We start from the raw sequence: 24,851 nt of genomic DNA, 5'->3' as shown, positions 1-24,851 counted from the left end.
CTCCAGCAGCACCATCCAAGGCTGGCACCTTGACCTGCTGGCTCCATGTGCCGTCCGCCGCCCGGCCAAAGACATAAACAGAGCCGGAATCAATGCCTGTGTCGTCATCACCATAAGCTCCGATTACTGCCGTGTCACCGGATACAGCCACGCTAAAGCCGAAATGATCTCCAGCCGCACCATCTAAGGCCAGCAGTTTCGCCTGCTGCGTCCATGTGCCGTCAGTAGCCCGGACAAAGACATAGGCAGAGCCGGAATCAATGCCGTTGTCGTCATCCCCATCAGCCCCGATCACCGCCGTATCACCGGATATAGCTATGCTTCTGCCGAAATGATCTTCGACCGCACCGTCCGAGGCCATCAGCTTCTGCGCTGTGGCTGGATCAATGGCCGCCTGCGCCGTGCCTCCAGCCAGCATAAGCAAAAAGAATGCCGCAAGCAGCATACGCCAATACGTCTGTTTTCTCATTTTGCTCCTCCTTGTGCAAGGATGTGATTTTCTTCCGCCCTCATCCAATGGAATGCTGGCCGTGCGAATAGGGGGAGCATAGTTCGGAATGCGTAACATATCAATAAGAAAAGCACGCTGCCGCTGCCGCTTTTCCTTCAGCGTCACGCTCCTGCTCATTTTGCAGCAAGGCGCCTCACTCTCAGAACGATAGGCACCTATCGCCAAACTCGATAGGAGCCTATCGTCAGCAGAGAGAGGAACCTATCGTTCTTCCGCCAAGGCGCCTGCAAAAATCAGCAGCAAAATCCTTGACAGGCAGGCTTCGCCGTCTTAGGATTGGCGGTATAAGGTTTGCACGGTTATCTCAACTGTTTAAGCAAGGAGAAAGATCATGGCGACTCTTCAATGGCGGCCCGAAATCAATGCCCTCACCACGCCGCAATCCTACTGGATTCGTTTTGTGCCCCGCAACAAGGCCAGCCGCAAGGATATCGCCGCTGACATCGCCCGGAAACATCCGAACTTCAATGAGTCTGATATCCTGACCATCTTGAACACGGAAACGGAAGCCATCCAGGAGCGGCTGCTCAATGGCGAACAGGTGACGCTGGAGGGCAGCTTCAGCTATTTTCCGTCCTTCACTGGCCGCCTGGACAGCCCGGACGACCCGCTGCCGCCTTTGGACGAGTGCCTGCAAGTCAATGTCCGGGTCTCGCCGCCCTTTGTCGAATTTTTGTGCCAGAATGCGCAGGCCGAACGTCTGCCGGAGGAGAAAAAGCTGCCCCTGATCAGCACCGCGCAGGATACCGTGCTTGGACTGAAAAATGTGCTCAACCCAGACGGCGTGCTGCTGCTGACCGGCAGCAACCTTGCCTTTGACCAGACCGCGCCGGACAACGGCGGGTGCGTGCTCGAAGGCACCCAGAGCGGCAGCTCGGCGCAGAGCCGTTTTGTCCGCGTTGATTCGAGCGAGATACTGCTGATGCCAACGATCCCAGCGCAGGCGCATCCGTGGAACAACGAGTACACGGTTTCAATCAGCACCCGCTACAGCGAGCACGGCACCCTGCGCACCGGCAGCTATGGACGGATGCTGCGCACACCGCTGACCTTGACCAAGATGGGCCATCCCAACCCGCCGGAAGTCGGCATTCTCAGCGGCAAGGAGAGCAGTCCGCATGTCAGCGTCACCGGCGGCAGCGTGGCGGCAGATGCAACGCTGCGCATCCAAGCAGTATTTGACGTGCGCAGTGATGCGTTGCTCTTCAGTTTGCTGGATATGAAAGAGGGTGGCGCAGCAGGTGCAGAGATGAAAGTCACCGCGAATGGGGCAGTCACCCTGCAAGGCTTTGCTGGCTCGGCTGTGAGCAGTCTGAACATCCGGGTGAATGCGTATGCGGCATTGAAGGAGATGATCCGCAATGACTATGGCGGCAGGCTCGTAGATGTGCTGAAGGTGGAGACGGCGTAAGCAGGGCACGGAGATGGTGATTCCCGGCCTGCGTGAAGCAGTGCTGGCAGGCGCGGAGCTGATCGCCGTGGAAATCGGCGGCAGGGCGGTGCAGGCCATCTGCGAGCTTTCCCGGCGGTATCGGGAGATTATTGCTGCGGGTGGTCTGCTGAACTGGGCGAGACAGGAAGCTGGGAGCGGTTCATGAACCGCTCCCTTCGGCTCCGCTCAGGGAGCTTGTCAGCGGAGTGCCCGGAGGGAGCGGCGCAGATCACACAGCCGCCTGCTGGCTCCATGTGCCGTCCGCAGAACGGACAAACACATACGGGAATCTCAAAAGCTACTTTTTCTGCTGCTCAGACTGAGCAGCGCAGCAGGAAGGTTTTTTCTCCGCCTTGCTGAAGCGGCGGCGCAGGCCGCGCAGCAGCGGGCGCACCGACAGGGCGAAGAGCAGCAGCACAGCGGCCAGCATGAGCCAGTCCGGCAGCATCTCGCCATGCTTGCCGACCACAGCCGCCGCCTTGATGCCAAGGGAGAGATAGACTGCGTCCACGATCAGGCCGCAGATGACGCTGACCACGGCGATGGAGAGCAGATACAGCGCCGTGGCCCGCTTGCCAAGAATGCCTATGAGCACGGTCAGCGAGGTGATGTTAGTGGCCGGCCCTGCGAGCAGGAAGACCAGCGCGGCGCCGGGGCTGGCTCCTTTGAGGATGAAGGCGGCGGCAATCGGGGTTGAGGCTGAGGCGCAGATGTAGAGCGGAATGCCGACCGCCAGCATCAGCAGCATGGAGGAGAGGCCGCCGCCCAGCCAGGCGGAGAAGATCTCGTCCGGCACCAGAGCAGTAATCACCCCTCCGGCGATGATGCCGATGAAGAACCAGCCCACGATGTCCGGCCAGAGGTCGTTGACCATATACTGCACACCGGCCTTGAGCTTGGCGATGAAGCCCTGCGGCGGCGCAGGCTCGGCAGGCGCCGAAGCTCCGGCCATGCGGAACGGCGAAGGCGGCGCGGCCTGCGGCGGCTCGAAGGAGATGCTGTTCTCCAGCAGTCCGGCTGCGGCAGCGGAGATGAAGGCCGAGACCGGGCGGGCCACAGTCATGATCGGATCGAGCAAGGCCCAGGTCATGGAGATGGAGTCCAACCCGGATTCCGGCGTGGAGATGAGGAAGGCGGCCACCGCGCCGTTGTTCGCTCCCTGCTTTTTCAGCGTGGCCGCAGCGGGCAGCACGCCGCAGGAGCAGAGCGGGATCGGAATGCCGAGCAGGGCCGCCTTGAAGACCGAGCTGAAGCGGCCCTTGCCCAGATGCTTGGCCACGTAGGCGGGCGAGAGGAAGGTCTTCAGCAGGCCGCCCACCAGCAGGCCGAAGAGGATGTAGAAGGCGGCCTGATTGAGCAGCGTCCAGGAGGCTTGGACGGCCTCGGCAAGAAAAGAGAGCATGATGCACCTCGTTGGAGAAAGGAATCAGTCTGGGCATCTAAACGCACTCCGCGCCCGTCTGTCAACGGGAAAGCGGCAGCGCGCCGCGCCGCTTGACAGGCGGCGGCAAATCACGTACATTTTTCCCTTCAGCCAGTTCCCTCATCCTTCCAGCAGCGAGACAGCGCAATGTTCGGCATCGGCCTTCCTGAAATGATTGTCATCCTGGTGGTGGCCCTGATTGTGGTCGGGCCGGACAAGCTGCCTGACTTGGCCCGCTCTTTGGCCAAAGGCGTGAACGAGCTGCGCGGGGCGATGAATCAGATCAAGGAGAGCCTGAGCGAGGAAACACAGGCCATCAGCTCGGTGAAGGAGGACTTGCGCCAGACCGCCGGGCAGATGCAGCGCAGGCTGCTGGCTGACGACGAGATCGGCGGCACGCCGCGCAGGCCGCCGGTCAATGGCGAGGTTGATGCGGAGATCGAGGCCGACATGGAGTCTTTGACCGCCCGGCCTCTGCACGAGGAGCAGCCAGCGGCGGAAGCTGCGGCGGCGGCTGAGGAAGAGCCTGCCGCAGAGGAGCGGGTGGTCGGCAAGAATCCTGTCCCGCCGCCGCCCGAACCAGCGGCATGATCGCCTTTCTCGAACAGCTCCGGCCCCACCACGAGGAGCTGCGCAAACGGCTGTTAGTCTCCGCCCTTGCCGTCGCGGTCTGCACCGGGCTGGCGTGGCTCTTCATCGAGCAGCTTGCGGCCTTTGCCCTCCACCCGCTGCTGGCGCACACCCAGCCGGGCAAATTAGTCTACACCCGCCTGACCGACGCGTTCATTTCCTACCTCAAGCTGGCCCTGCTCTGCGGCATCACGGCCAGCTTCCCCTTTCTGCTCTATCAGGCGTGGATGTTCGCCGCGCCCGGCCTGCTGGCCCACGAGAAGCGGCTGGCCCGGCGGATCATCTTCTGGTCCGGCGGGCTGTTTCTGGCAGGCGCGCTCTTCGCCTTTTTCATCGTCCTGCCCCGCGCCCTGGCCTTTTTCATGAGCTATTCCGGCGAGAATCTTCAGCCCATGCTCAAGCTCAATCTCTACCTGGCCTTTGCCGCCCGCATGGTGCTGGCTCTGGCTGTCTCCTTTGAGATTCCCTTCCTGATGGTCATGGCCGCAGCAGCCGGGCTGGTGCAGCACGGCCACTTCCGCCGCAAGCGCAAATTTTTCTACATCGCCATAGTCGTTCTCGCTTTCCTGCTCGCGGCGGGCGACCTCACCGCCACAGTCCTGCTCGCCCTGCCGCTCTTCGGGCTGTACGAGGCAGGCATCATAGCAGTGCGGGTCTTTGTCCGGGCTACAGTTTGACAAGTTTTCAAGCCGCTGCGCGGCGGCTTCTTCAGGCTGCCTGAGCAGCGGAGCGATGTCCGTGAAATGCAGGAAAACGAGCACGGCCCGCTGCGCGGGATCCATCAGCATCTGCCGGGCCACCGCAATTTCGCGGGCGGAATGCCGCCGCTCCCGCAGCGCCTGCGCCGCCGCACGCATGACCTCCGCCGGTTCCGCATCTTGGCCGAGATTGAGGATTCTGAACGGATTCATGACAATGCCCGCCGCATCTGTTTGACAGCGCCGTGTTCAGCATCCACAGCGGAGCAGGCTGTCAGCAGCTCTTTCAGCACACAGGCCGCCGCTTCCTTATCAAGGCAACCGCCACATTCGGCGCGGGCCGCAGCTCGTCCGGCTTCTGCAAAAAAATGCTCCCGCGCCTGCGGGAAACGGCTGGCGGCGGCGACGCGGGCGGCCTCGGCGAAGCAGTCACAGGCAAAGGCTTCGTCCAACTGCGCCAGTTCAAGGCTGAGGCGGGCCTCGTCGTGCAGCTTCTGGGCGAACTCGTCGCCGGGCTGGAGCGCGGCGGCCTTGGCAGTCACAGCTGCCAGCAGGCGGGGAGACGCGCCTTCAGCCCGCAGCCGCACAGCCTGACTGGTCAAAGCCGCGCAGAACGCGCCGCCTGCCGGGCTGTCTTCCGGCAGCAGAGAGAGAATGCTCATGCAGGCGGTCAGCCGCCCGCCGTCCAGCTCCTCATCGCGCTCCAGCACAGCCAGCAGCCGTTTCTCCAGCTCCGCCGTCCAATGCGCCGGGCCGCAGCCGGTCAGCATCTGTTCCGCCTCGCGCAGCCGCCCGTCAAGAAGACAGCGCAGGCCGCAGGCAGCCCGAATTTCCGCCGCGCCCCAGATGGTGAAGGGATCAGCGTCCTCCTCCACGTCCGCCAGCGCGTCGAGCGCGTTCTCGTGCCGCCCCTCGCGGATCAGAATCAAGGCATGGCCCGCAGCGGAATAGGTCGCGCCTGCCGCCAGCCATGCCGCCTCATCGGCGAAAGCCGCCCGCCCGTTCCTGATCAGGGCGCAGTGCCGCTCCGCCAGCCCAGCCCGAAGAGCTAAAGCCGGAGCGCAGACCGGGCCGGCTGTCAGCTTACGCAATGATTCCAAGATATCCAGCGTCTCGTGCCACTGCTGAAGCAATTCCGCGCCGCCGTCCGCCAGCCGGTCCGCCTGCCGCCGCAGCCGTTCCATGCCGAAGTTCAGCAGGGCCTGCCGCAGCGCTTCTGCCTGCGGCCCGGCTTCCGGGTGGAAAAGCAGCGTCAGCCATGCGTCGATGAACTGCCGCGCCCGCGCCGCCGGAACCGGCTCTTCCGCCGCCATGAGCTGGCAAAGGGCCTTGGCCTGCACGGCCAGCGCGGCGGGCTGGAGCCAGTCCGTCTGATCAGCCATTGCCGCGATGTCCTCCAGCCGCCCGGCCTGCCAGAATCGGGCCAGCCGGATGCTGCGGCAGCGGGCCAGCAGCTCCGCGCCGCCGGGCAGATCAAACAGGGCGAACTCATCGGCCAGCGCAAAGACTTCTTCTTCCGCCTCCAGCGGCCCGGCATCCAAGCGGCGGCGCAGCTCTTCCAGCAGCAGGAGCTGGACGCGCAATATCTCTTCAGCGTTGTCAAAATGATCAGCTTTGCTCCAGAGCCGCAGGCAACCTGACAGGTCGCCAGCGGCAGCCAGCGCAAGCCCGGCTTGATGCGGATCGGGCGGCTCTGTTGCCTCGGCTTCAGCGGGTTCCTCCTCCGCTCGATCGCGCCAGCCGAAGAGCCGCAGCAGCCGCGCCCAGAGTCCGGCCAGCCGCATCGCCTTCAGCGCAGGATGATCAGCATGGTTTTCCCCGGCGCAACATCTTGATCACCATAGAAAATCATGCCGGAATAGCGGGGCAGGAAAAAACGGGCGTAAATCGAGCGCCACGTCTCGCCGGGCCGGACTTCATATTTCCACAGCAGCAGGCCGTCCCGCCGCTCGGTTCTGCGCTGATACAACGCTTCAGCCTCGCTCCGGTCGGCGAAGAGGCGCACTGTGCTGTTTTTACGGATAAAACCGAGAAAGACATGCGGATTCTGCTCCATCACCACCGGATAATATTTGCGGTCGCCGTAGAACCGCTCGGCAATATCCCAGACCGTTTCGCCGTCCTTGACCAAATAGGAAACGGCCCCGCCGGGCTGCGGCTTGGCAGCTGAAGGCCCGGCCTGCTCCGCTGCTGCCGCATCCTGCGCCACGTTTTCAGCCGCCGCCGCTGCCGGAGCAGGCCGCACACGGTGTTTCCTGAATTCCGGCTTGAGCAGCACCGGCGGCGTTTCGGGCAGGACGGCAGGCGGCGGTGGCTCCCGAACTTCTGCGCTTTGCTCCGCTGCTGCCGGTGATGGAGATGGAGGCAGTGCCGCTCCTGTCGGCTCCTCCTCGTCCGTGTCCGGCGATTCAATGGCTTCCAGCACAACTTTCGGCCCGGCATCAGCCTGTTCCGGCTTGACAGGCGGAACAGCGGCGGCCTTCTTCGTTTCTTTGACCGCCGCCGCCTGCTGCGCCGCCTCGCGCTCATCAATGATGCGGACGCGGGCATCAATCTGAATCTTGCTTTCAGGCGGCTTGGCGGTCTGCTCCGCCGGGGGCGGCGGCGCGGCGGCAAGAACAGGCTCCTGCTTCGGCGTGCTCTCCGCAGCCGTCCGCGCTTCCGCCGCTTTCAGCTCGGCAAGCTGACGGTCCAGCTCGGAAAGGCGGCTTTTCATGCTCGCCGCCAGCCCGGCCAGAAGCAGCAGGGCAAGCAGCACCAGCACACCGGCAGCCGCCCACGGAAAACGGCGTTTTTTCGGCGGCGCGGCGACTGTGGCCGCCGCCGGGCTGGCAAGCGAGTCAAGAGCTTGAAAGCAGGTCAAGTCCGCGTCGCACTGCGGACAGCTGCCGCAGTCGGGCGGCAGGCCGGGCCGCCCGCAGACCGGACAGTTGCGCGTCTGGCTCATCTGCGGATGTCCCGATGAATTTTCTGCGCGCTGCGGGCGTGCTGATCCAGCACGTCCTCGACTTCCGGCATGACCGCCTCCAACTGCGCAATATCCGGCTCCTCTCCCGTCTCAGCGGCCTCCAGCACCGCCGCCGCCGCCCGCATGAAGCGCGTGGCCTTGTCCGGCTCTGTCCGATGGCAGATTTCGCAGGCGTTCTCAATCTGGGTCAGGTCATGCGCCAAATTCAAGCCTGGATCCTCCAGCGCGGCGGCCAGCTCGTCCATGGCCTGCATGGTCTCCTCATAGCCGCCGTCCTCGTCGATTTTCCGCAGCCGCTCTATTTTGCTGATTATTTTTTCCTGCAAAGCAGGCGCGATCAGGCTGCCGTAGTCGTTCAACATGCTTTCCGCATAATAAATTCTGGTCAGCGGGGCTTCCTCTGCCTCGGCGATTGCCGCCGCCTTGCGGATTTTCTCCTCCACTTGACGGCAAAGGGCCTCGTCCGCCGCGCCGGTGCGGGGATCAACCACTTTGCGGATGGAGCGGATGATCCCTCTGGCCCGGCAGAGCAGATCGGCCACAGTGTAGGCGGAGCAGCCCTTGCGGTCGGCCTCGCTGATTGTCTGTTCCAGAAGAAGGAAAAGCCGCTCGTCCGCCTTGCCGCGCGAGAGCGTGCCCTCGACCTTCACCTCCGGCTGGCCGGCCAAGGCCGCCCGCACCGAAACCAAATTGCTCTCGTCAATGTCCAAGGTCACGGCGACGCGCGGCGGCTCCTCCGGCTCCGGCCCGCCGCTGTCGCGGTCAATGCCCAGCCAGAGGTCGCCGATGCGCTCCTCGCGCCCGTTGACCACGTTATAGAAGCGGATATGCGCCAGCTCCTGCTCGGCATCCACCAGCTGAAAAACCTCAGTGCTGGAACAGGGCAGCGGCGTGTTTTTTTTGATCAGCAGAAAACGCTGGTCGTTCTCCAAGCGGATGAAATAGTCATGGGCCGCCGCATGGACGATGTCCACCAGCCCGTGCCGGACAGCATGATTTTCAAGGTCGAACTGGCAATGCGGGCAGACGGCATCATGCTGCCCGGCCTCTTTGCCGCAGGACGGGCATTCCTGCGTGTCCGCCAGACGGCAGCTGAGGATGGCCGCGCCTTCCGCCACAGCCAGCATGGGCCGCTCGTGCGCCAGCACTTTTTCCGGGCCGAACTCCTGCCGCAAGGCGTTGATCACGCAGGAAATGCGCGAGCTGCCGCCGACCAAAAGAACAAGATCAACCAGCTCTTTGCTGAAATGAGACTCAGTCAGCAGGCCGCGCACTAATTTGAGCAGTGCCGCCAGCGTCGGAGCCATCAGCTCCTCAAGCTGCTCGCGGCTGCATTCCGCCTCGATGTTCAGCGGGTCGCCGTCCTCGTCCGTGAGCAGCCCCAGCACGGACAGACAGGCTTCCGGGCTGTCGCTGAGAGCGATTTTCGTCTTTTCCGCCGCTGTCTTCAGCTCGGCCAGCAGACGGTTGCGCTGGCCCGGCTCCAGCCGCCCGATCAGGGCGCGGAGGCGGAGGTCATCCATGTCCTCCCGCGCCGCTGTCTCGCGCAGGGCGTGGACAACAAGCAGGTTGTCGATGTCCTCGCCGCCGAGCCACATGTCGCCGCCCTTGGCTATTTCGATGATCTGCCCGCCGCTGATCGCCAGCAAGGAGAGGTCAAGGGTGCCGCCGCCGAAGTCGAAGACCAGAACGGTTTTGCCTTCGGTGCCGGAGAGCTGATCCACGCCGAAGGAGATGGCCGCCGCTGTCGGCTCCGGCAGCAGGCGGCTGACCTTCAGTCCGGCCAGCGCGGCGGCGGTGCGGGTGGCGTGCTTCTGCTTGTCATTGAAATAGGCGGGCACAGTGATCACCGCCGTGTCCACCTCGCCGCCGAGAGCGCGTTCGGCATCAGCCTTGATTTTGGCCAAAATATGGGCGGAGATTTCCTCCGGGCTGAACTCGCGGCCTCCAGCGGTGATCGCCAAGCTGTTTTTGGTGCCGCTGGAATGCGGCGAAAGCGGGCAGCGGAACCTGCCGTTCCTGATCAGCTCCTGCACTTCCGGGTCGTGATAATTGCGGCCGATCAGCCGCTTGACCGCTGTGACGGTGTTCTCCGGCTCCTGCCGCAGCCACTCCAAGGCATGGCGGCCAACGATAAACTCCGGCTTCCGCATCAGCCGTTTGCGCACGGTGACGCAGGACGGGGTGATGAACTCGCCTTCCGCGTTTTGCAGCACTTCAACCCGCGCTTTTTTGATCGCGGCGGCGGAATTGGTGGTGCCCAGATCTATGCCGATGGATTTCTTCATGCCGTTCTGTTCAGGGAGGAGGAGCCAACCAACGCAGCCGGTTTGCAGGCAAAATACCACGAAAACAGCGGCGGCGGAAGCCCTGACTTTGACTGGCGGGGAGAATTTCAGGCGGCAGGCAGAGTGAAGCTGACGACGCAGCCGCCTCCGGCCCGGTTTTCCGCCCGCAGCTCGCCCTGATGCAGCTCGATGATTTTCCTGACCACGGTCAGGCCGAGACTGCCCTCTTTGCCGCCGCCAGGCGGCTGAGGCGTTTCTCCGGCGGCAAGACGGGCCAGCTCCTCGGCGCTCAGGCCCGGCCCTTGATCAGCCACCGAGACCCTGACTTGCCCCGGTTCCTCGGCCACGCTCAAGGTGACAGCGGAGCCGGGCGAGGAGAATTTGACCGCGTTGCCGAGCAGGTTGTCCACGGCCTGGCGGATGCGGGCCGGATCAAAGCTGAAGGGCGGAATCTCGGCCAGCTGCTCGGCGATGCGGATCTGTCTGCGGGCCGCCGCCTGCCCCTGTATCCGCGCCGCCTGCCGGAGAATGTCGCTGATTGAGGCGGCCTCCCGGCTGATCTTGAAGGTACCTTCGCGCACCGCCGAGAGGTCGAGCAGGTCATTGATCAAACCCTGCATCACCGAGGCGGTTTCATGAATAGCCGAGAGATGGCTGTCGAGATTGGCGCGCATCTCAAGAAAACTGCTGTCCAAGAGCATCTCGGTCATGGTGATGATGTAGCCGAGCGGATTGCGCAAATCATGGGCGGCGATGCGCAGGAAGCGGTCTTTGAGCTTGTCCAATTCGATCAGGCGGTCGTTGGCCTCGACCAGCCGCCGCCCCACGGTGATCCGGCTGTGCAGCTCGCCGATGTGCACCGGCTTGCTGAGGAAATCGTGCGCCCCCTGATCCAAGGCGTGGACAACGTCCTCCTTGTCGCTTCTGCCGGTGAGGAGGATGATGTAGGTCAGCGGCCCGCCGCCGGGCGGGTTGAGCCGGGAGCAGATCTCCACGCCGTCCAAGCCGGGCATCATCCAGTCCAGCACTGCGATGCGGGGCGGCTCCGGGCCGCGCAGCAAAGTCATGGCCTCCAGCCCGTCCGCAGCCTCAACCACCTCATAGCCCCAGCGGGCGGCGCAATGCCGGAGCAGTATCCGGGTCGAGAGTTCATCGTCAGCGATCAGCAGTTTCATGGCGCGAGTTCCTCGCAGGTTTGTCATTGAAAGGACTGGGGCAATGCGTCAGCTTAAAGCAGAAAGCGCGGCAAGTCAATCAGAACAAACAGCCTGCGGCGGACTGGCTGCCGGACGGATATTTGGCAGCGCGGCCTGAATCCGTTGGCTGTTCATTAAACACTGCCTGAATGCCGCCCTTGTTCGCAATAATACCTGTTGACACAGCTGCCAATCATTGATTGCGAAAGCATCACCGCTGCCTGCTCCGCCGCGATGGCAGTCACAACAGTTCCACCTTTTCGTCCAGCTTCCGTATCAGCAAACCAGTGAGGATCTTGGGGTAGAAGAAGGTGGACTTGTGCGGCATGATGTTGCCGCTGTCCGCCACCTTCAGCACCTGCGCCACCTTGGTCGGATTGAGGAGGAAGAGCAGCGGCGTGTGGCCGTCCTCAGTCACGCTCTGCTTGACCGCTGCGTCAATCGCCTCGTCCGGGTCGCTGATGTAGCTCACCAACTTCTCCCGCACGCACTGCTCGTGGCTGAGGCCAAGCTGCTCTTGAATGAGGAAGTCGGAGAGCACGACCACATCCAGCCCGCGCAGCACCTCCGGCTTGGCGGCGAGGGCCGGGCTGGCCGCGAAGGTCTGCGGCGTGGAGGCGAGCAGGAAGGAGCGGTTCTCGCCCGGATGATAGACCCCGAAAGCGGGCAGGCCGCTGTCCGCCTCAGCCTCGTCCATGCGGTTGAGGGTCTCGGCGAGCAGGCTTTCGCGGCTGCCTTGGGTGATCTCCGCCACCTTCAAGCCCGCGCTCATCTTTGCCGCCAGCGCGTCCGCGCTCATCGCGCCCGGCCAGCGCACGAGGCGGTGCGTGGGCAGCACGGACAGGCCCGGATCCTCGCAGCCGCAGAGGTACATCATAATATAATTGCAGGGATGGTCGGCAGGCAGATCGGGGTTGGCGGCCAGCATCCGACGGCGGTACTCCAGCGCGGTGGTGTAACGGTGGTGGCCGTCGGCGATGTACACCGGCCTGTCGGCGAAGAACTGCCGCACCGCAGCAATCACCGCCGCGTCTGTCACCCGCCAGAGCGTGTGCGTGTTGGCATTGCCGTCCTTGACGTGCAGCAAAGGCTGCGACTCCTGCGCCTGCTCCAGCGTGCGGATCACCTCCTGCTGCGGGTCAGAGTAGATGGAGAAGATCTTGCTGAACTGGGCCGCGCAGGTCTCCATCAGCTTGAGGCGGTCGCCGATCACCCCGGCAAAGGTCTTCTCGTGCGGGCGGACGATGCCCTCGCTGAACTCCGCCAGCCCGACCAGCGCGACGATGCCCTTGCGGGTCAGCCGCCTGCCGTTCGGATGCTGGTACTCGATGCTGTAGAGGTAGATGGCGGGCTGCGCGTCGCGGATGAGAATCTCTTCCTCCTGCCAGGCAAGGAAGCGGTCGCGGGCCTGCTGATAGCGGCCATCGTCCGCAGTCTCGTCCTGAGCCGTGTTGCGCAGGTCCAGGTTGATCATCGAGTACGGGTTCTTCTGCCGCAGCTTCTCCCCGTCTCCGGCGGAGATGATGTCGTAGGGCGGGGTGAAGACATCATCCAGCCGTTCGATCTTGGCGGGGTTGTAGCGCAGAGCGCGGAACGGGGCAAGAGCAGCCATTGTTTATCTCCCAAGGGGCTAAGTGGTGTGTGAGCGTCATCAAGCCGCCCGGCGGACATGCCGCAGCGTGCGGTTCTGTTTACCATCTTGGCGGGAAGAGGCGCAAGCAGCTTTTGCTGCCGGGGTGAGAAAGTAAAAAAAAACAGCCGCTGAACATTAAGTTGCAGCGGCTGTTAACTGATATGATTGCGAAATGACTTTTTATTTCAGCAGCAGCATGTAAATACCACCCAAGTTTGACGCAGGAGGTTCGGCAAGGTCGGAGCGGGGACTGCCGCCGCTCCTGTATTCTTCCAGATTTCTCAGGCCATCTTTGTCAGAATCAAGCTGCGCGTCAGCCGGATCTTTCGGGTTAAGGCCATATTTGCTTTCCCACGCATCCGGCATCCCGTCATTGTCGTCGTCCTCGTCGCAGGCATCGCCTCTGCCGTCGCCGTCAGTGTCAAGCTGATCCGCATTCGCTGTCAGGCGGCAGTTGTCTTGACTGTCTTCCACTCCGTCATTGTCATCATCCGGGTCGCAGCTGTCGCCTAAACGGTCGCCGTCCGCATCTGCTTGGTCAGCGTTTGCGGATGACAAGCAGTTGTCATTCCGGTCGGCCACACCGTCTTGATCGGTATCGAAAATAATCAGGGCTGTTTCATGCAGAGGAATGAGACCGTTGCCGAGCAGATCATGGAGGAAAAGACCTGCGGAAGCACTGCGTTCGCCGCCGCCGGGCAGGAAGCGTTCCGCCTTGAGGAAATATTTTTTGCTCACCGCATCTTGAAACGGTGTCAAAGGATATGGATCGCGCAGGTCGTCCAGTCCATCATGATCAGTGTCGGGATCAGCCGGATTGGTGCCCTTGTCCACCTCTTCCTTGTCATTGATGCCATCGCCGTCGCTGTCTGCGCTGGTCGGATCAGTGCCGCGCAGAAATTCTTCTTTGTTGGACAAGCCGTCGCCGTCCAAATCGCCGTCCGCATCAGCAGGATCGTTGGGATTCAGGCCATAGCGCAGCTCCCATGAATCAGCCATGCCGTCAGCATCCCGGTCATACTTGTCCGGCACACCGTCGCCGTTGCTGTCGGCCAGATATTCAATCCGGTCGCTTTTCACTTCCGATTCGCCGCTGTCGTTTTTGACCTTGAAATAGACAGTCTTCTCGCCGTAGCCGGAAGAAAGGGTGAAGCTGGCATTTTCTTGATACGGCTGCCACGCAGCTCCGGTAAAGTCTTTATTCTCACTGGCCATGAACGAAGTGCCGCCGCTGATCACACTGTTCAGTGTCACTGCGGGACGTGTGGTGTAGAGGGCATTGTTGCTGATGAAGAATGACGCGATAATAGGCAAATCTGTGTTGATGGCGGTCACAGCGTGAGGAATGCTGCCGCTGCTGCCATAGGAGAGAAGCTGCATTCTGCCGTCTTGCGTGACACGGTTGAGATTGCCGACCGCATCATACTGATACTGAACAGCGTAGCTGCCTGCGCCTTCAGCAGAGATCAGCCTGTCTAAGTCGTCGTATTTGAAGGTTTCTTTGAACGGCTCAACCGCATCGGTGAGCGTCAGAATGTTGCCTTTTTTGTCGAATTCATACGCATAGTTCTGCTTGGCCGGAGTGAGCAGCGTTTTCAGGCGCAGGTTGCCGGGATAATACTCATAATCTGTATTCACCCCATTGCTGCGGGACAGTTTGGCAAGCTGGCCGCTGGCGTTGTAGTCGAGATTGGAAATCAGTGTTGGGATGCTGTCTAACAGACCTTGGTTGTTGTACTTATAAACAATACTTTTTCCATCCGGTCTGGTTTCTCGGATGACCCTGTCCATCTGGTCATATTGCCATGCCGTTGTCCAAGCGTACTGATCTATCTTGCGTGTTTCCTTGATCTTACGCAGACGCTTGTCGTAGCTGAAGCGCACTTCTCCTGCGTGATCAGTGATTTTCGCTATCGGGCCGATCACCTCTGTGTCGTATTCGTAGAAGATGTCCTGATCTTTTGGCCGATCTTCCTTGATCTTTCGGTTCAGCTTATCGTAGCTGATGGCAATCCGCACCTCCCGGCTGTCGGTCTGAGAACGGAGATTGCCAACTAGATCGTATTTATATGTCCACCTGCCAAGGTTAGGATCAACCGAGGCAGTCTTTCGGCCTAAAGCATCGTAGCTATACTTTGTGACATTGCGGTAATGATCGGTGATCTTTTCAATTTCACCAAAGCGGCTGTATTCGTAGCTGGTAGTGTACGGCCCTTGCTGGGTGTGCTCAATCACCTTGACCGGCTTTTCTTGGGCATTGAAGAAGTATTCCATCAAATGCCCATTTTCATCAGTCTCGCTGACCCGCCAATGATCAAAGACCCGGCTCAGGAAGGTGCCGTCCGGGTTAATCACTTTGACCGGTCTGCCCAATGGGTCGTATTCGTAGCTGAGGCCGGGATTATTTTTGCTGGCAGGAACATAGGCAGAACCAGCCGCGACAAAATAGGGCAGGCTTTTCCGCTGCACCCGGCCCATGCTGTCGTAGAAATGATCCGCAGCAATCTGCTGGGCCGGATTTTCCGCCTCGCTCCGCTCCTGAATTAGGTCGCCGAAGCCGTCGGTGTATTGCCACGCTTCCAGCCGGTTAAACGACGGGTCTTCAGGAATTTCTTTTTCCGCCGTCTTTTTCGAGACCCGCACCGACTCCGGCGCAGTGCCGTCGATAAAATAAGCAACTGTTTCTGTGGGAGAACTCAGGGAGTCATACGGCAAAGCCTTTTTCACCAACCGCTGGAAGGTATCGTATTGATACTGCGTGATGTAGCCGTTCGGGTCGGTTTCAGTCAGCGGTTCGCCGGTGGCCGGGTTGAAGGTCGCCGTGGCCGCATGATTCAGGGCGTTGATTTTCTTGACCGGAAAGGCGTGGAAAGTTCCATCCCATTCTGTCCGGCTGGTGCGGCCCTCGGCATCGGTGACGCTGATCTGATTGCCAAAGCTGTCGTATTGATACGAGGTCAGGGCTTCGCTCTTGGCTTTAATGACCTCAATTTTGCCGGTCAGATTGCCCTTGTCCGGGATGCCTTGCTGTCCCTTGCCGTCGTAGATGTACTTGGTCTCGCGCAGAGCCGGGCCATTTTCCGCTGCCGCAAAGTAATGCCGCCACGGTTTGTCCACAATCCAGCGCGAAGTGTTGTAAACATAGGCCGAATATTCATACAGATCGTCGGCAGCAGTGGCCGTGTCATTCAAATGCCGGATCAAGAGCGGGTTGCCGAACATGTCCCAAGACGGATATTCCGTCCGCAATGTCTTGGCCGTGTCTGTGCCGTCAAAGGTCTGCTTGTTCTCCGCCGCCAGCAAGGTTTTATACACCCCGCCGCTGGCAGTTGCTGTCCAAGCAGATTCAGTATTAGAAAATTTCCGGCCATCTGCGGCAAAGAGCGGCTCGTTGTACTGTTTGCCCTTGCGGCCCTCGTCCTGATGGAAATAGTGCTCCTTTCTCGTGCTGTCGGCTCTGGTTTCCGTCACTTTTGAGAAGCCACGGAATTCGCGGGTCGGGTAATCGTAAAGGCCGCCCTGATAGCTGTAGCTGGTGCTTGTGTTCAAGGCATGATCGCCGCTCATGCCATTATTGGTGGACATGGAGGAAACCAGCCAGAAGTTGAAGGGCAGGCGGGTTTGCGGGAAGCTGCGCGAGGATGCGTAATTGACCGTGACTGTGCCGCCGTAGGAGGTGGTGACGTTGTTCAGCAGATCGGTCTGCACAGCCCGGTTGGGATATACCGTCCAGTCGCCGGAAGTCGAAGTCCGCCGGAGCAAATCCGGCGAACCGTCGCCGTTGATGTCGAGAATCTCCCGGTGATTGCGCAGCCCTTCCTTGATGTCGCGCAGATTTTTGTCCGGCAGACCAGCGTTGGTGGCCCAGCTCCGCTCGGTGAAGCCTCTGCCGTTGTTGAAGCGCACCCGCCATTCACCGCCGTTGATGCCGTACACCCGGTCAGGCAGACCGTCGCCGTTCATGTCAATCAGGTTGTCCTTCAGGTCGCCGCCTTCTTTGGCGTTGCGGATGTACTCAGCTCCAGCGGCCCACGTTTCAGCAGGCTTGAGGAAGCGGCTGCCGTCGTTGAAATAAATCTTCCAGTTGCCGGAGTTGTCCCGCGCATCAATCATATCCGGCAGGCCGTCGCCGTTCATGTCCTCGTAGGTGACTTTGACTGGCGTGGTTTTGTCGCTTTTTTTGTAGTGAACATCGGTGATGTAGCCTTTGTAGTCTGCACCGAGGGGATCAGGCCAGAGCCACCAGCCGGGAACAAAGCTGGAGCCGGTATTTCTCCAGACCACCCAGCCGTTGTCAACATTCTTCATGAACTTGTCGTCGGAGATGTTGGCCTTGACCAAATCAGGCCGTCCGTCGCCGTTCATGTCAATGAAGGCTTGGCGGACATCGCCGGAGCTGTCCTTCATGTCCCGCACCCGCTGGACAAAAACCTTGTCCGTGGGCAGCGGCCAATATTGCTGCGTCGGGAAGCCGCCGCCGTTGCCGAGAAAGACATTGAACACGCCCTTTTGCAGGCAGGTGTCGCGCTTGCCGTCGTCGTCTGTGTCGTCAGCGCAGACAAAATCAATGTAGCCGTCCCGGTTCACGTCCATTGGCGCGGTGCGGGTGTTGGCCTCTTCTTTCTTTTCATCCGGGGTGTGGACTTGGCGGATGGCCCATTTCTTGGAAGGAATGCCCCAGACTGTTTCCGCCGCGTCAAAGCCCGCGCCATTGTTCAGGCGGATTTTCCACGTGCTGTCCTTGTGCTGCACCCGGTCGGGCAGGCCGTCGCCGTTGACATCAATCAGGTCTTTAACTGTGTCGCTGTCGTCGTCGGTTTCCATGATCGGGACACCGGCGGAATTGCCCCAAGCGCGGCCCGTGTCAAAGCCGGTGACAAGCGGTTTGTAGCTGAACCTGACTGGCGGCAGCGTGGACGCGCCATCCGCGCCCACCGTGGTGATGGCGGTGAGCAGGGAGTTGGAGCCGATTTCGTTGCTCTGGTAGCTCAGGTCGTAGCGTCTGACCAATTTGCCCTGCACGCTGACGCTGACCGATTTCAGCCGCTGCGTGAACCGTTCTTCCGAACCCTGATTGATGGTCAGGTAGGCGAAGGGATTGTTTTCCCACGTGAAGCTGATCCGCCGCTGCTTGTCGCGGTTGTATTCAATCGCGCTGGGATAGGTGATGCCGCCGATTTCGCTGTAGGTGAAATGAATGCTGTTGCCGTTGGTGTCCGTCACTGTGTCCAACCACCAGCGGGCGGCCTGCGTTGCCACCCGCGTGTCGCGGTTGGTCTGCATCTGCTCGGAGTTGCTGAAATAGCCGAAGCGGTAGGTCGTGCCGTCCTTGCTGCGGACAAGCCAGTACGTGCTCTTCTCGTTGCTGCCGCCGGGCAACGCCTGAATGCTCATCCAGCTGTCGATCTTGGTTTTAAACTGGCCAGAACCCTGCGCCACCAGATCGTGCTTGCCGTCCATGATGAGGTCAAAGCTGTCGTCCGAGGCATCGGTTTTGGTGTGCTCGATGTCGCGCTGGATGTAGGGAATGGGCAGTTCCCAGCCCGCGCCCGTCCAGCCAGCCTTGCTTTGAGCGGCTTGGCTGTTGTAGGTGAGCTGGAGTTTTGGCTGAAGGCCGCCGGTGCCGGGCGGCGTTTCAAGGTCAAAGCTGTAGCCGAACGCGCCGGAGTTGAGATCGGTCTGCCATGCGCCCCAGTTGGTTTTGAGCCGGGTTTCCGGCTTGGCAGCGGCGGAGAATTTGTAATGGTAGTCGAACTCGCTGGAGGTGGCGGCGAGAGCGGGGGTGGAAAAAATAAGTATCAAAAAAATACTACATCCAATCAATAACCCAACGAGATTCCAAAAAATACCCTTCAATAGCAGATTCATTTTCTACCCAATCATCATAGCCAATTTTAAATTCGATATCTTCTGATGTAATAATTAGATATCCACCTGTGTTTTCTGTGTCATCTAATATTTTTATAAACTTCCCCTTGTTATCACCATCGATTATCTTCCCTATATTATCTATTTTTATAGAATTCATTTTTCAGTCTACATATAAAATATGATTATTAGCGTAAGGTTTATTTGAACCCTGTTTTTTTAATTCTAAATGAAAATGAGGAGCACCTGGGGAATGCTTCCCAGTTAACGAGTTCTCATCTATTCTAAATTGCCTTGTACCATCAGCACTTAAAAATACACCGCTACCTGGCTTGCCTATTTCTTTATATCCTGCACCAAGGAATTTTTCTCCTGCATCGAGAGCCTCGTCTGATGTAACAGTATATTTACTTAAATCTGGTTTCTTTAAAGAAAAAGTTTCTTTAATAACATTATCGACATTGTCCGCTTTATCTATATTTTTTCCTACAGATTTTATTGCATTTCCAGCATTATCAGTATTTCTAAAAGGATTAAATCCTTTTTTTGTAGAACTTAAAACATCACCTGTTTTATCAATAGCCCTTACTGTATCAGCAACGTTATCTACTACAGCCGCTCCCGTGAGAGCAACTTTTACGCCTGTACCAAGTCCTGTTGCTCCAGGAATAAGAAGACCTGCTACATCAGCACCTAAAGCAAGATAATTAACTGCCGTCCTGCTGCTTGGATCAGTTACTAACGTTTTTATATCGTTTGCGATAAAAATAACATCAAAAACTACATCAAATAGATGTCCTGATGGATCAACATATTTAACAGGATTATTTCTCGTGTACGCATACCTATTCAAACTCTGCGGATCATACAAATTCGGTGTAACCGTATCCGCCTGCGCAAACCTCCTGATAAACGGATTGTAATACCGCGCTTCGTAATAATATTGCTCTGTCGCCTCGTCGCGCTCCTTGCCGGTATAGGTGTGCCGCTGCGCATTGGGCTGCGTTCTGTATTCCCCATACGGATAATACCGGACTTTATCCGTCACATTGCCCTGCGCATCAACAACCACATCGGCACTGCCAAGGTGATTGTTCAGATAATAACTGACCTTGGCCAGTCCATTGTCCTTCTTGATGCTGGCCGCAACCCGCTGGCCATTGACAAAAATATAATTGGTCTTTTCGTTGACCGTATTTCCTTTGCGTTCTTCGTAGTGCTTGCCGATGTAATAGGTAGTGATGCCGTTTTCTATCTTCTTAACCCGCTGGCCTTGGTAATCATAGACATATTCCGCAATCACCGGGCCGCTCGGCGCGTCCTTCCTGACTTTGACTAACTGGTTTGCATCATTGTATTCGTAATACAGCCCTTGCCCGGAAATCATGTTCCCGGCTTGGTCGTATTCAAATTTGAGCGTCGCCGCGCCTGCGGATGTGGAACACAGCAGCAGGAAATACGAAAAGGCAATCTGGAGGGCCAAAAATTTCTTTGCCCAAGCCCGCCATCGTCGTAAGGGCAATTCATGAATTGCCCTTACGACGATGGCGACACCATTCGCCATGAAATCCACCACGTTCCGCCCCATGATCACAATTTCATGATAAAGGCCAAGGCGTAAAACGGCGGCAAAGCGTTGCCTGCGCCGGTTGCGCCGCCGTGGTTGTGATCCGGCACCGCATGGCTGTGCGTGCCTGCGCCCCATGTGTCGCCAGCAATGCGGTGGCCGTGGCTGTCCGAACCAACATTTTTGCTGCCGTCGTCGGCTCCGTCGGTGCAGTCGTCAATGCACATCTCTTTGTGAATCTGGAAATCCATGTGATGGCCGTGGTCGCCTGCCGCGCTGGTGCTCAGGCTTTGCCCGCCGATGCTGTGGCTATGGCCGCTGCTGCCGCCGGTTTGCCCGACGGTGTAGGCACCGCCCGCGCCAATGACGAATTTGTCCCGCAGATCAGGCGTGCTGTTGCTGCCGTCGCAAAGTACCCAGCCGGATGGAATCGCATCAGCCGCGCCGCTCCACATGATGATGCCGCCAGTGGGAACGCTCGATCCGCCGCCAGAGCCGCCGGATTCAGCGGTTGATGCGGTCATGGCATACGGCACCGAAGCAATCCGCTGCCGGGGCAACAGCTCTTCATCACCGCCCACCGTCATGCCAATCCACGTGCTGGGGTTCTGGCTGAAAAACTGCGGCGTGAGCGGCTTGTGCGTGCCGAGCAGCAGACGGAAATGGCCGCCGGTCACTGCCGCCTGCGTGGTGTCCTTGTTCCACGTCTCTGTCCAAAGGGCTTGGCCGCCAGTGGGAACGTTGTAGATGCGGAAAACGATGTTGTACGTGCCGTCCGGCAAAGCAACGCCGCTGCTGTCGGTGAGATAGCCTTCGTAGTGGAGAAGATTGGGCGGAGGTGCCGCCGCAGACAAACTTGAAGAAAACAGCAGGAGGAAAAAGCAGAGCCAAACAAAAAGATTCCGGGTCATCATCGTGCTCCTCGGTGCGTTGTTGCCGGACATGCGGCTGACTGGGCAGAATTAGAATGTTTTGCAAAAAATGTCAAGAAAAAAAATTCCATGTCCGCCGGGCGGGAAAAAACAGAAAAGCGTTGACATGGCCCCTGCTTTGGCATAAATTAGCTGCCTTCTTTTTTCAGATGAACACGCAGATGGGACATGCCATTTCCGCAAAGGATGTGATTTTTTCATGATTGAGGTCGAAGTCAAAGGAGACTTGGAGTACGCGATCCGCCAGCTCAAGAAGAAGCTGCAAATTGACGGCATCAAACGCGAACTCAAACGGCGCGAGGCTTATGAGAAGCCGAGCATCAAAAAACGCCGCAAGTCCGCCGAAGCCCTGCGCAAGCTGCGCAAATACAACCGGATGAAGAACCGGATGTAGGCTTTCAGGCCCTGTCAGCAGCACGCTGGCGGGGCTTCTTTTTTATCCGCCGTGGAATCCTCGCCCCTCACCGACAGCCTTGATCATTTCCTGCGCCATCTCACGGTGCAGCGTAGGCTCTCGCGCAACACGGTCAACAGCTATGGCTCAGACCTCCGCTTCTTCATCGAATTCCTCCAGCAGCAGGGCATCAGCGATGCGGTGCGGATCACCGCCGTCGAAGTGCGGGCTTTTCTCAAAGACTGCCATGCCCGCGAAATCCAAGCCCGCAGCAACGCCCGGCGGCTCTCCGCCTTGCGTTCATTCTTTGATTTTCTTGTCTTTCAGGGAGTGTTGCCGCTGAGTCCGGCGGCGGAGATTGACCTGCCCAAAATCGGCAGCGCGCTGCCGGGGACGCTGTCGTTAACTGAAGTTGATCTGCTGCTGGCCTCGCCCACCGAGGCGGAGATGAATCCGCTGCGGCTGCGCAACTGCGCCATGCTCCATCTGCTCTACGCCACCGGCATCCGGGTATCTGAATTAGTCAAGCTGCCGGTGCAGGATTGCAGCCTGAGCAGCGGCCATGTCCGCATCCTCGGCAAGGGGAGCAAGGAACGGATGGTGCCTTTCAACGCTGAGGCCGGAGTGCGGATATCCGATTATTTAGAACAAGGCCGCCCCGCCCTGCTTGGCGGGCGCGGCAGCCGTTTCCTCTTTGTCACCAGCCGGGGCGGGGCGATGACCCGCACCCGTTTCTGGCAGATCATCGGCGAAATGGCGCGTGGCTGCGGCATCAGCAAGACCGTCAGCCCCAAGACCATGCGCCATTCCTTTGCCAGCCACATGCTCGCGGGCGGGGCTGATCTCCGCGCCCTTCAGATGATGCTCGGCCACGCCGACATCGCCACCACCCAGATTTACACCCACATTGACACCAGCCGCCTCAAGGCCGGGCACCAGAAGTTTCATCCGCGCGGCTGAGAATGCCGCTTCTGCGGCACGGTCTCAATGGTGACGATGCTGCCGCAGTCTCTCACCGCGCCTGCCGGAGCGCAGTTTTTTGAGCTGACAATGGCCACTGTCGCCTTGGATTCCATCGCCTGCATCAGCATCTCCCCAATCTCCTGAAACGTGGTCGAGACAGAACAGCGGTGAGACGGCTGCCCGCCTGCGCTGTCAGGGATGATTTCGGCGCTCGTTTCCTTGCTGTTTTTGGTCATCGCCGCCACCTTGCCGGTGATGGTGTCCGCCTGCGCGGCAGAAAGCCCGGAGAAGACGGCAGCGGACACGACCAGAAGAAGCGCGGAGAGAATTTTGTTCTTCATAAGGAAGCCTGTTGGGAATGAATGGATGGAAGAGTTTCTGCCGTCAATTTTTCGCCAACATTCCGGTTGATGTCAAGAGCAAAAGCAGCGCGGAACGGGCCGGGAGGAAGATTTTTTCCGCCGCCGCACAAAGAAACAGCATCCCGGCGCAAAACGCGGTACATTGTCAGCCATGACGGAACGCCCGGCATCCGCCGCTCCTCTCAGAACAACCAAAGCGCGCCATGAAGCTTATGCGACACCTGCCGAACCTGATCACCGCCGCCCGCCTTGTCCTCACCGCCCTGCTGGCTGTCCTGCTCATGTTCGAGCAGAGCAATGTGCTGGCCGTGTTCTGCTGCCTGATTTTCACGACCGCCGCTGTCACCGACTTGCTCGACGGCTACGTGGCCCGCCGCTATGGCGCGGTGAGCAATCTCGGCAAGTTGATTGATCCGCTGGCGGACAAGCTCCTCGTCACCACCGCGCTGATCATGCTCATTCCGCTGAACCGTCTGCCCCCGTGGATCGCCCTGCTCATCCTCTCCCGCGAGCTTTTGGTGACAGGTTTGCGCGGCATCGCCTCCTCAGCCGGGGTGGTCATGGCGGCCAGCGGTTTGGGTAAGATCAAATCCATCACCCAGTACGTCGGCCTCGGCATCCTGATTTTCCCGGTCGGCGTGCTGCCGATTCCTTTTCTCCATGAGATCGGCCTTGCTCTCGTTTATGTCGCCCTGATCCTCACGCTCTGGTCAGGCTTTGATTATTTCTACCGGCTCCGCCGGGTGTTCTTTGTTGAAGAAGACGGACAATCATGAAGATCATCTCTCCCTCCTGCGAAATCCTTGACCATCTTGATCAGCAGAGCCTCGCTGTCCGCATCGAATACTGCGGGCGCATCTGCTACAAGAGCGAAGACCGAATAACGCAGGAGTCAGCCTTGCCCTTTGTTGAAAAAATGGCCGAGCATGGCCACAACTCTGTGCTGGAAATGGGCGTGGTCACACTGGAAGTTTACGCGGATGACATGGTGATTGCTGATCTTTTCCTGCGCCAGTCCAAATATCTGCACATCAGCCGCGAGGAAAACCGCCTGCTGATCACCGGCAGCATCCGGGCGTGGCGTGAAATGCTGCTGTTTCAGCCAGACTGCGCGGTTGTCCGGGCCGCCTGCGCTCTGCTCAACGACCGCCACCCGTATTTTTTCAGCACCATCCTGCCGGAAGGCGGATTGATAGCCGTGCCGGGCATCGCTGTCCGCAAAGTGCCGCTGGAAGAGGTAGAGCGGCTGCCTGCGGACAAGCTCGCCAAGCACCGTCATGTCGCGGTGAAATTTGTCGTCAACCGCGCCGTGACCCACGAGCTGGTGCGCCACCGTCCCTGCGCGTTTCTTCAGGAATCACAGCGCTATTGCCGCTACAGCGATGACAAATTCGGCAGTGAAGTGACTTTCATCAAGCCGATGTTCTGGACGGAAGACAGCGCGGAATATGCCCTCTGGCGGCAGGCGATGGAGGAAACCGAACGGCTCTATCTGCGCCTGCTGGAGACCTCCACAGCCCAAGCGGCTCGGACAGTGCTGCCCAATTCCTGCAAGACGGAGATCATCGTTTACGCGAATCTGGAGCAGTGGCGGCACATCTTCAAGCTACGTTGCTCGAAGGCGGCGGAGCCATCCATGAGGGAAGTGATGGTGCCGTTAAAGGCGGAGTTCGAGAGGCGGTTTTCGGTGGTGTTTCTATAACGTGCCAGTGCAAGAAAGCAAGGGGCAGAGTTAGGCGGTTTCTGGCAAGGGAAACCGCCTTTTTTCTTTTTATATTCCTGCTTGACTGATCAGCACTTATCGAATATTTTTGGAAAACGTTGGATGCGGCGGAAAACAGAGTTTTTAAATGCAACAAAGGAGGCTTGATTATGGCGGCAGCAAAATGCAAACCATGCAACGGCAAGGGAACGGTTGACTGTCCAAAATGCAAAGGAAGAGGCCAGTACAGCCCTTCTCTTTTTGCCAAACTGAAGAAATGCGAG

21 protein-coding genes are annotated in these 24,851 nt (G+C 59.3%); 8 read left to right on the top strand and 13 right to left on the bottom strand.

Features of this window, described 5'->3' with window-relative positions; genetic code table 11:
- On the bottom strand, positions 1-469 hold a 469-nt coding region (locus ACNKH3_RS00255; protein ID WP_420207802.1), incomplete at its 3' end, for an FG-GAP repeat protein.
- A gap of 373 nt (positions 470-842) precedes the next feature.
- Between ACNKH3_RS00255 and ACNKH3_RS00250 the strand changes: the two genes are divergently transcribed.
- Positions 843-1,922 carry a hypothetical protein gene (locus ACNKH3_RS00250; RefSeq protein ID WP_420207801.1) on the top strand — a complete coding sequence of 360 codons (1,080 nt, stop codon included), beginning with the start codon at positions 843-845 and terminating at the stop codon, positions 1,920-1,922.
- Between the two features lie 13 nt (positions 1,923-1,935).
- Complete coding sequence (locus ACNKH3_RS00245; protein WP_420207800.1) at positions 1,936-2,109, top strand: hypothetical protein; 174 nt, start codon at positions 1,936-1,938, stop codon at positions 2,107-2,109.
- Positions 2,110-2,241: 132 nt separating this feature from the next.
- Here ACNKH3_RS00245 and ACNKH3_RS00240 read toward each other — a convergent pair whose 3' ends face one another.
- Positions 2,242-3,345, bottom strand: a complete 1,104-nt coding sequence (locus tag ACNKH3_RS00240) for an SO_0444 family Cu/Zn efflux transporter (RefSeq protein WP_420207799.1) — start codon at positions 3,343-3,345, stop codon at positions 2,242-2,244.
- Positions 3,346-3,513: 168 nt separating this feature from the next.
- Between ACNKH3_RS00240 and tatB the strand changes: the two genes are divergently transcribed.
- Positions 3,514-3,957, top strand: a complete 444-nt coding sequence (gene tatB, locus ACNKH3_RS00235; RefSeq protein WP_420207798.1) for a Sec-independent protein translocase protein TatB — start codon at positions 3,514-3,516, stop codon at positions 3,955-3,957.
- Positions 3,954-4,673, top strand: a complete 720-nt coding sequence (gene tatC, locus ACNKH3_RS00230) for a twin-arginine translocase subunit TatC (protein WP_420207797.1) — start codon at positions 3,954-3,956, stop codon at positions 4,671-4,673. Before tatB ends, tatC begins: the two co-directional genes overlap by 4 nt.
- A 230-nt stretch (positions 4,674-4,903) precedes the next feature.
- On the opposite strand, the gene ACNKH3_RS00225 is transcribed toward tatC, so the two are convergent.
- From ACNKH3_RS00225 to ACNKH3_RS00185, 9 genes are all read right to left on the bottom strand, one after another.
- On the bottom strand, positions 4,904-6,478 hold the full coding sequence (locus ACNKH3_RS00225) for a hypothetical protein (protein WP_420207796.1): 1,575 nt from the start codon (positions 6,476-6,478) through the stop codon (positions 4,904-4,906).
- 5 nt (positions 6,479-6,483) lie between these two features.
- Complete coding sequence (locus tag ACNKH3_RS00220; RefSeq protein ID WP_420207795.1) at positions 6,484-7,641, bottom strand: LysM peptidoglycan-binding domain-containing protein; 1,158 nt, start codon at positions 7,639-7,641, stop codon at positions 6,484-6,486.
- A complete protein-coding gene (locus ACNKH3_RS00215) occupies positions 7,638-9,950 on the bottom strand; it encodes an Hsp70 family protein (RefSeq protein ID WP_420207794.1) in 2,313 nt (770 codons plus the stop codon). The genes ACNKH3_RS00220 and ACNKH3_RS00215 overlap by 4 nt, the downstream gene beginning before the upstream one ends.
- Positions 9,951-10,057: 107 nt before the next feature.
- Positions 10,058-11,125 (bottom strand): response regulator, encoded by a 1,068-nt coding sequence (locus ACNKH3_RS00210; RefSeq protein ID WP_417916986.1) that lies wholly within the window; start codon positions 11,123-11,125, stop codon positions 10,058-10,060.
- A gap of 262 nt (positions 11,126-11,387) precedes the next feature.
- Positions 11,388-12,758 carry a DUF1015 domain-containing protein gene (locus tag ACNKH3_RS00205; RefSeq protein ID WP_420207793.1) on the bottom strand — a complete coding sequence of 457 codons (1,371 nt, stop codon included), beginning with the start codon at positions 12,756-12,758 and terminating at the stop codon, positions 11,388-11,390.
- A 201-nt stretch (positions 12,759-12,959) separates the two neighbouring features.
- The gene (locus tag ACNKH3_RS00200) at positions 12,960-18,581 is read right to left on the bottom strand and encodes a toxin TcdB middle/N-terminal domain-containing protein (RefSeq protein ID WP_420207792.1); all 5,622 of its coding nucleotides are present in this window, start codon (positions 18,579-18,581) and stop codon (positions 12,960-12,962) included.
- Between the two features lie 7 nt (positions 18,582-18,588).
- Positions 18,589-18,807, bottom strand: coding sequence for a hypothetical protein (locus ACNKH3_RS00195; RefSeq protein WP_420207791.1), 219 nt, complete (start codon positions 18,805-18,807; stop codon positions 18,589-18,591).
- A gap of 3 nt (positions 18,808-18,810) precedes the next feature.
- Complete coding sequence (locus tag ACNKH3_RS00190) at positions 18,811-20,235, bottom strand: RHS repeat domain-containing protein (protein WP_420207790.1); 1,425 nt, start codon at positions 20,233-20,235, stop codon at positions 18,811-18,813.
- A 2-nt stretch (positions 20,236-20,237) separates the two neighbouring features.
- Positions 20,238-21,128 (bottom strand): hypothetical protein, encoded by an 891-nt coding sequence (locus ACNKH3_RS00185; protein WP_420207789.1) that lies wholly within the window; start codon positions 21,126-21,128, stop codon positions 20,238-20,240.
- Positions 21,129-21,348: 220 nt separating this feature from the next.
- Here ACNKH3_RS00185 and rpsU point away from each other — a divergent pair, with 220 nt between their 5' ends.
- Positions 21,349-21,540 (top strand): 30S ribosomal protein S21, encoded by a 192-nt coding sequence (rpsU, locus tag ACNKH3_RS00180; protein ID WP_420207803.1) that lies wholly within the window; start codon positions 21,349-21,351, stop codon positions 21,538-21,540.
- Between the two features lie 51 nt (positions 21,541-21,591).
- Positions 21,592-22,500: a site-specific tyrosine recombinase XerD gene (gene xerD / locus ACNKH3_RS00175; RefSeq protein ID WP_420207788.1), complete on the top strand. Its 909-nt coding sequence runs from the start codon at positions 21,592-21,594 to the stop codon at positions 22,498-22,500.
- Here the strand turns inward: xerD and ACNKH3_RS00170 are convergent.
- Positions 22,485-22,844, bottom strand: coding sequence for a hypothetical protein (locus ACNKH3_RS00170; protein WP_420207787.1), 360 nt, complete (start codon positions 22,842-22,844; stop codon positions 22,485-22,487). The genes xerD and ACNKH3_RS00170 overlap by 16 nt on opposite strands.
- Positions 22,841-23,035, bottom strand: a complete 195-nt coding sequence (locus ACNKH3_RS00165) for a hypothetical protein (protein ID WP_420207786.1) — start codon at positions 23,033-23,035, stop codon at positions 22,841-22,843. Before ACNKH3_RS00165 ends, ACNKH3_RS00170 begins: the two co-directional genes overlap by 4 nt.
- A gap of 33 nt (positions 23,036-23,068) precedes the next feature.
- Here ACNKH3_RS00165 and pgsA point away from each other — a divergent pair, with 33 nt between their 5' ends.
- Both pgsA and ACNKH3_RS00155 read left to right on the top strand, forming a co-directional pair.
- Positions 23,069-23,641 (top strand): CDP-diacylglycerol--glycerol-3-phosphate 3-phosphatidyltransferase, encoded by a 573-nt coding sequence (gene pgsA, locus ACNKH3_RS00160; protein WP_420207785.1) that lies wholly within the window; start codon positions 23,069-23,071, stop codon positions 23,639-23,641.
- Positions 23,638-24,567, top strand: a complete 930-nt coding sequence (locus ACNKH3_RS00155; RefSeq protein WP_420207784.1) for an FAD-dependent thymidylate synthase — start codon at positions 23,638-23,640, stop codon at positions 24,565-24,567. The genes pgsA and ACNKH3_RS00155 overlap by 4 nt, the downstream gene beginning before the upstream one ends.
- Positions 24,568-24,851: the final 284 nt, after the last annotated feature.

Origin of the sequence: Candidatus Electronema sp. JC (assembly GCF_048287365.2) — a bacterium.
Classification (GTDB): Bacteria; Desulfobacterota; Desulfobulbia; order Desulfobulbales; family Desulfobulbaceae; genus Electronema.
The sequence above is the reverse complement of the archived record's forward strand: the minus strand, read 5'-3'. Positions and strand labels throughout refer to the sequence as shown.

Bases quoted from the DNA above. Each gene is read 5' to 3' on its own strand.
- pgsA (WP_420207785.1), top strand. From the start codon at position 23,069: ATGAAGCTTATGCGACACCTGCCGAACCTGATCACCGCCGCCCGCCTT.
- ACNKH3_RS00170 (WP_420207787.1), bottom strand. From the start codon at position 22,844: ATGAAGAACAAAATTCTCTCCGCGCTTCTTCTGGTCGTGTCCGCTGCC.
- ACNKH3_RS00195 (WP_420207791.1), bottom strand. From the start codon at position 18,807: ATGAATTCTATAAAAATAGATAATATAGGGAAGATAATCGATGGTGAT.
- ACNKH3_RS00205 (WP_420207793.1), bottom strand. From the start codon at position 12,758: ATGGCTGCTCTTGCCCCGTTCCGCGCTCTGCGCTACAACCCCGCCAAG.
- ACNKH3_RS00155 (WP_420207784.1), top strand. From the start codon at position 23,638: ATGAAGATCATCTCTCCCTCCTGCGAAATCCTTGACCATCTTGATCAG.
- ACNKH3_RS00245 (WP_420207800.1), top strand. From the start codon at position 1,936: ATGGTGATTCCCGGCCTGCGTGAAGCAGTGCTGGCAGGCGCGGAGCTG.
- ACNKH3_RS00185 (WP_420207789.1), bottom strand. From the start codon at position 21,128: ATGATGACCCGGAATCTTTTTGTTTGGCTCTGCTTTTTCCTCCTGCTG.
- tatB (WP_420207798.1), top strand. From the start codon at position 3,514: ATGTTCGGCATCGGCCTTCCTGAAATGATTGTCATCCTGGTGGTGGCC.
- ACNKH3_RS00190 (WP_420207790.1), bottom strand. From the start codon at position 20,235: ATGGGGCGGAACGTGGTGGATTTCATGGCGAATGGTGTCGCCATCGTC.
- ACNKH3_RS00165 (WP_420207786.1), bottom strand. From the start codon at position 23,035: ATGCCGGGCGTTCCGTCATGGCTGACAATGTACCGCGTTTTGCGCCGG.
- ACNKH3_RS00240 (WP_420207799.1), bottom strand. From the start codon at position 3,345: ATGCTCTCTTTTCTTGCCGAGGCCGTCCAAGCCTCCTGGACGCTGCTC.
- ACNKH3_RS00210 (WP_417916986.1), bottom strand. From the start codon at position 11,125: ATGAAACTGCTGATCGCTGACGATGAACTCTCGACCCGGATACTGCTC.
- ACNKH3_RS00220 (WP_420207795.1), bottom strand. From the start codon at position 7,641: ATGAGCCAGACGCGCAACTGTCCGGTCTGCGGGCGGCCCGGCCTGCCG.
- ACNKH3_RS00250 (WP_420207801.1), top strand. From the start codon at position 843: ATGGCGACTCTTCAATGGCGGCCCGAAATCAATGCCCTCACCACGCCG.
- ACNKH3_RS00215 (WP_420207794.1), bottom strand. From the start codon at position 9,950: ATGAAGAAATCCATCGGCATAGATCTGGGCACCACCAATTCCGCCGCC.
- ACNKH3_RS00225 (WP_420207796.1), bottom strand. From the start codon at position 6,478: ATGCGGCTGGCCGGACTCTGGGCGCGGCTGCTGCGGCTCTTCGGCTGG.
- tatC (WP_420207797.1), top strand. From the start codon at position 3,954: ATGATCGCCTTTCTCGAACAGCTCCGGCCCCACCACGAGGAGCTGCGC.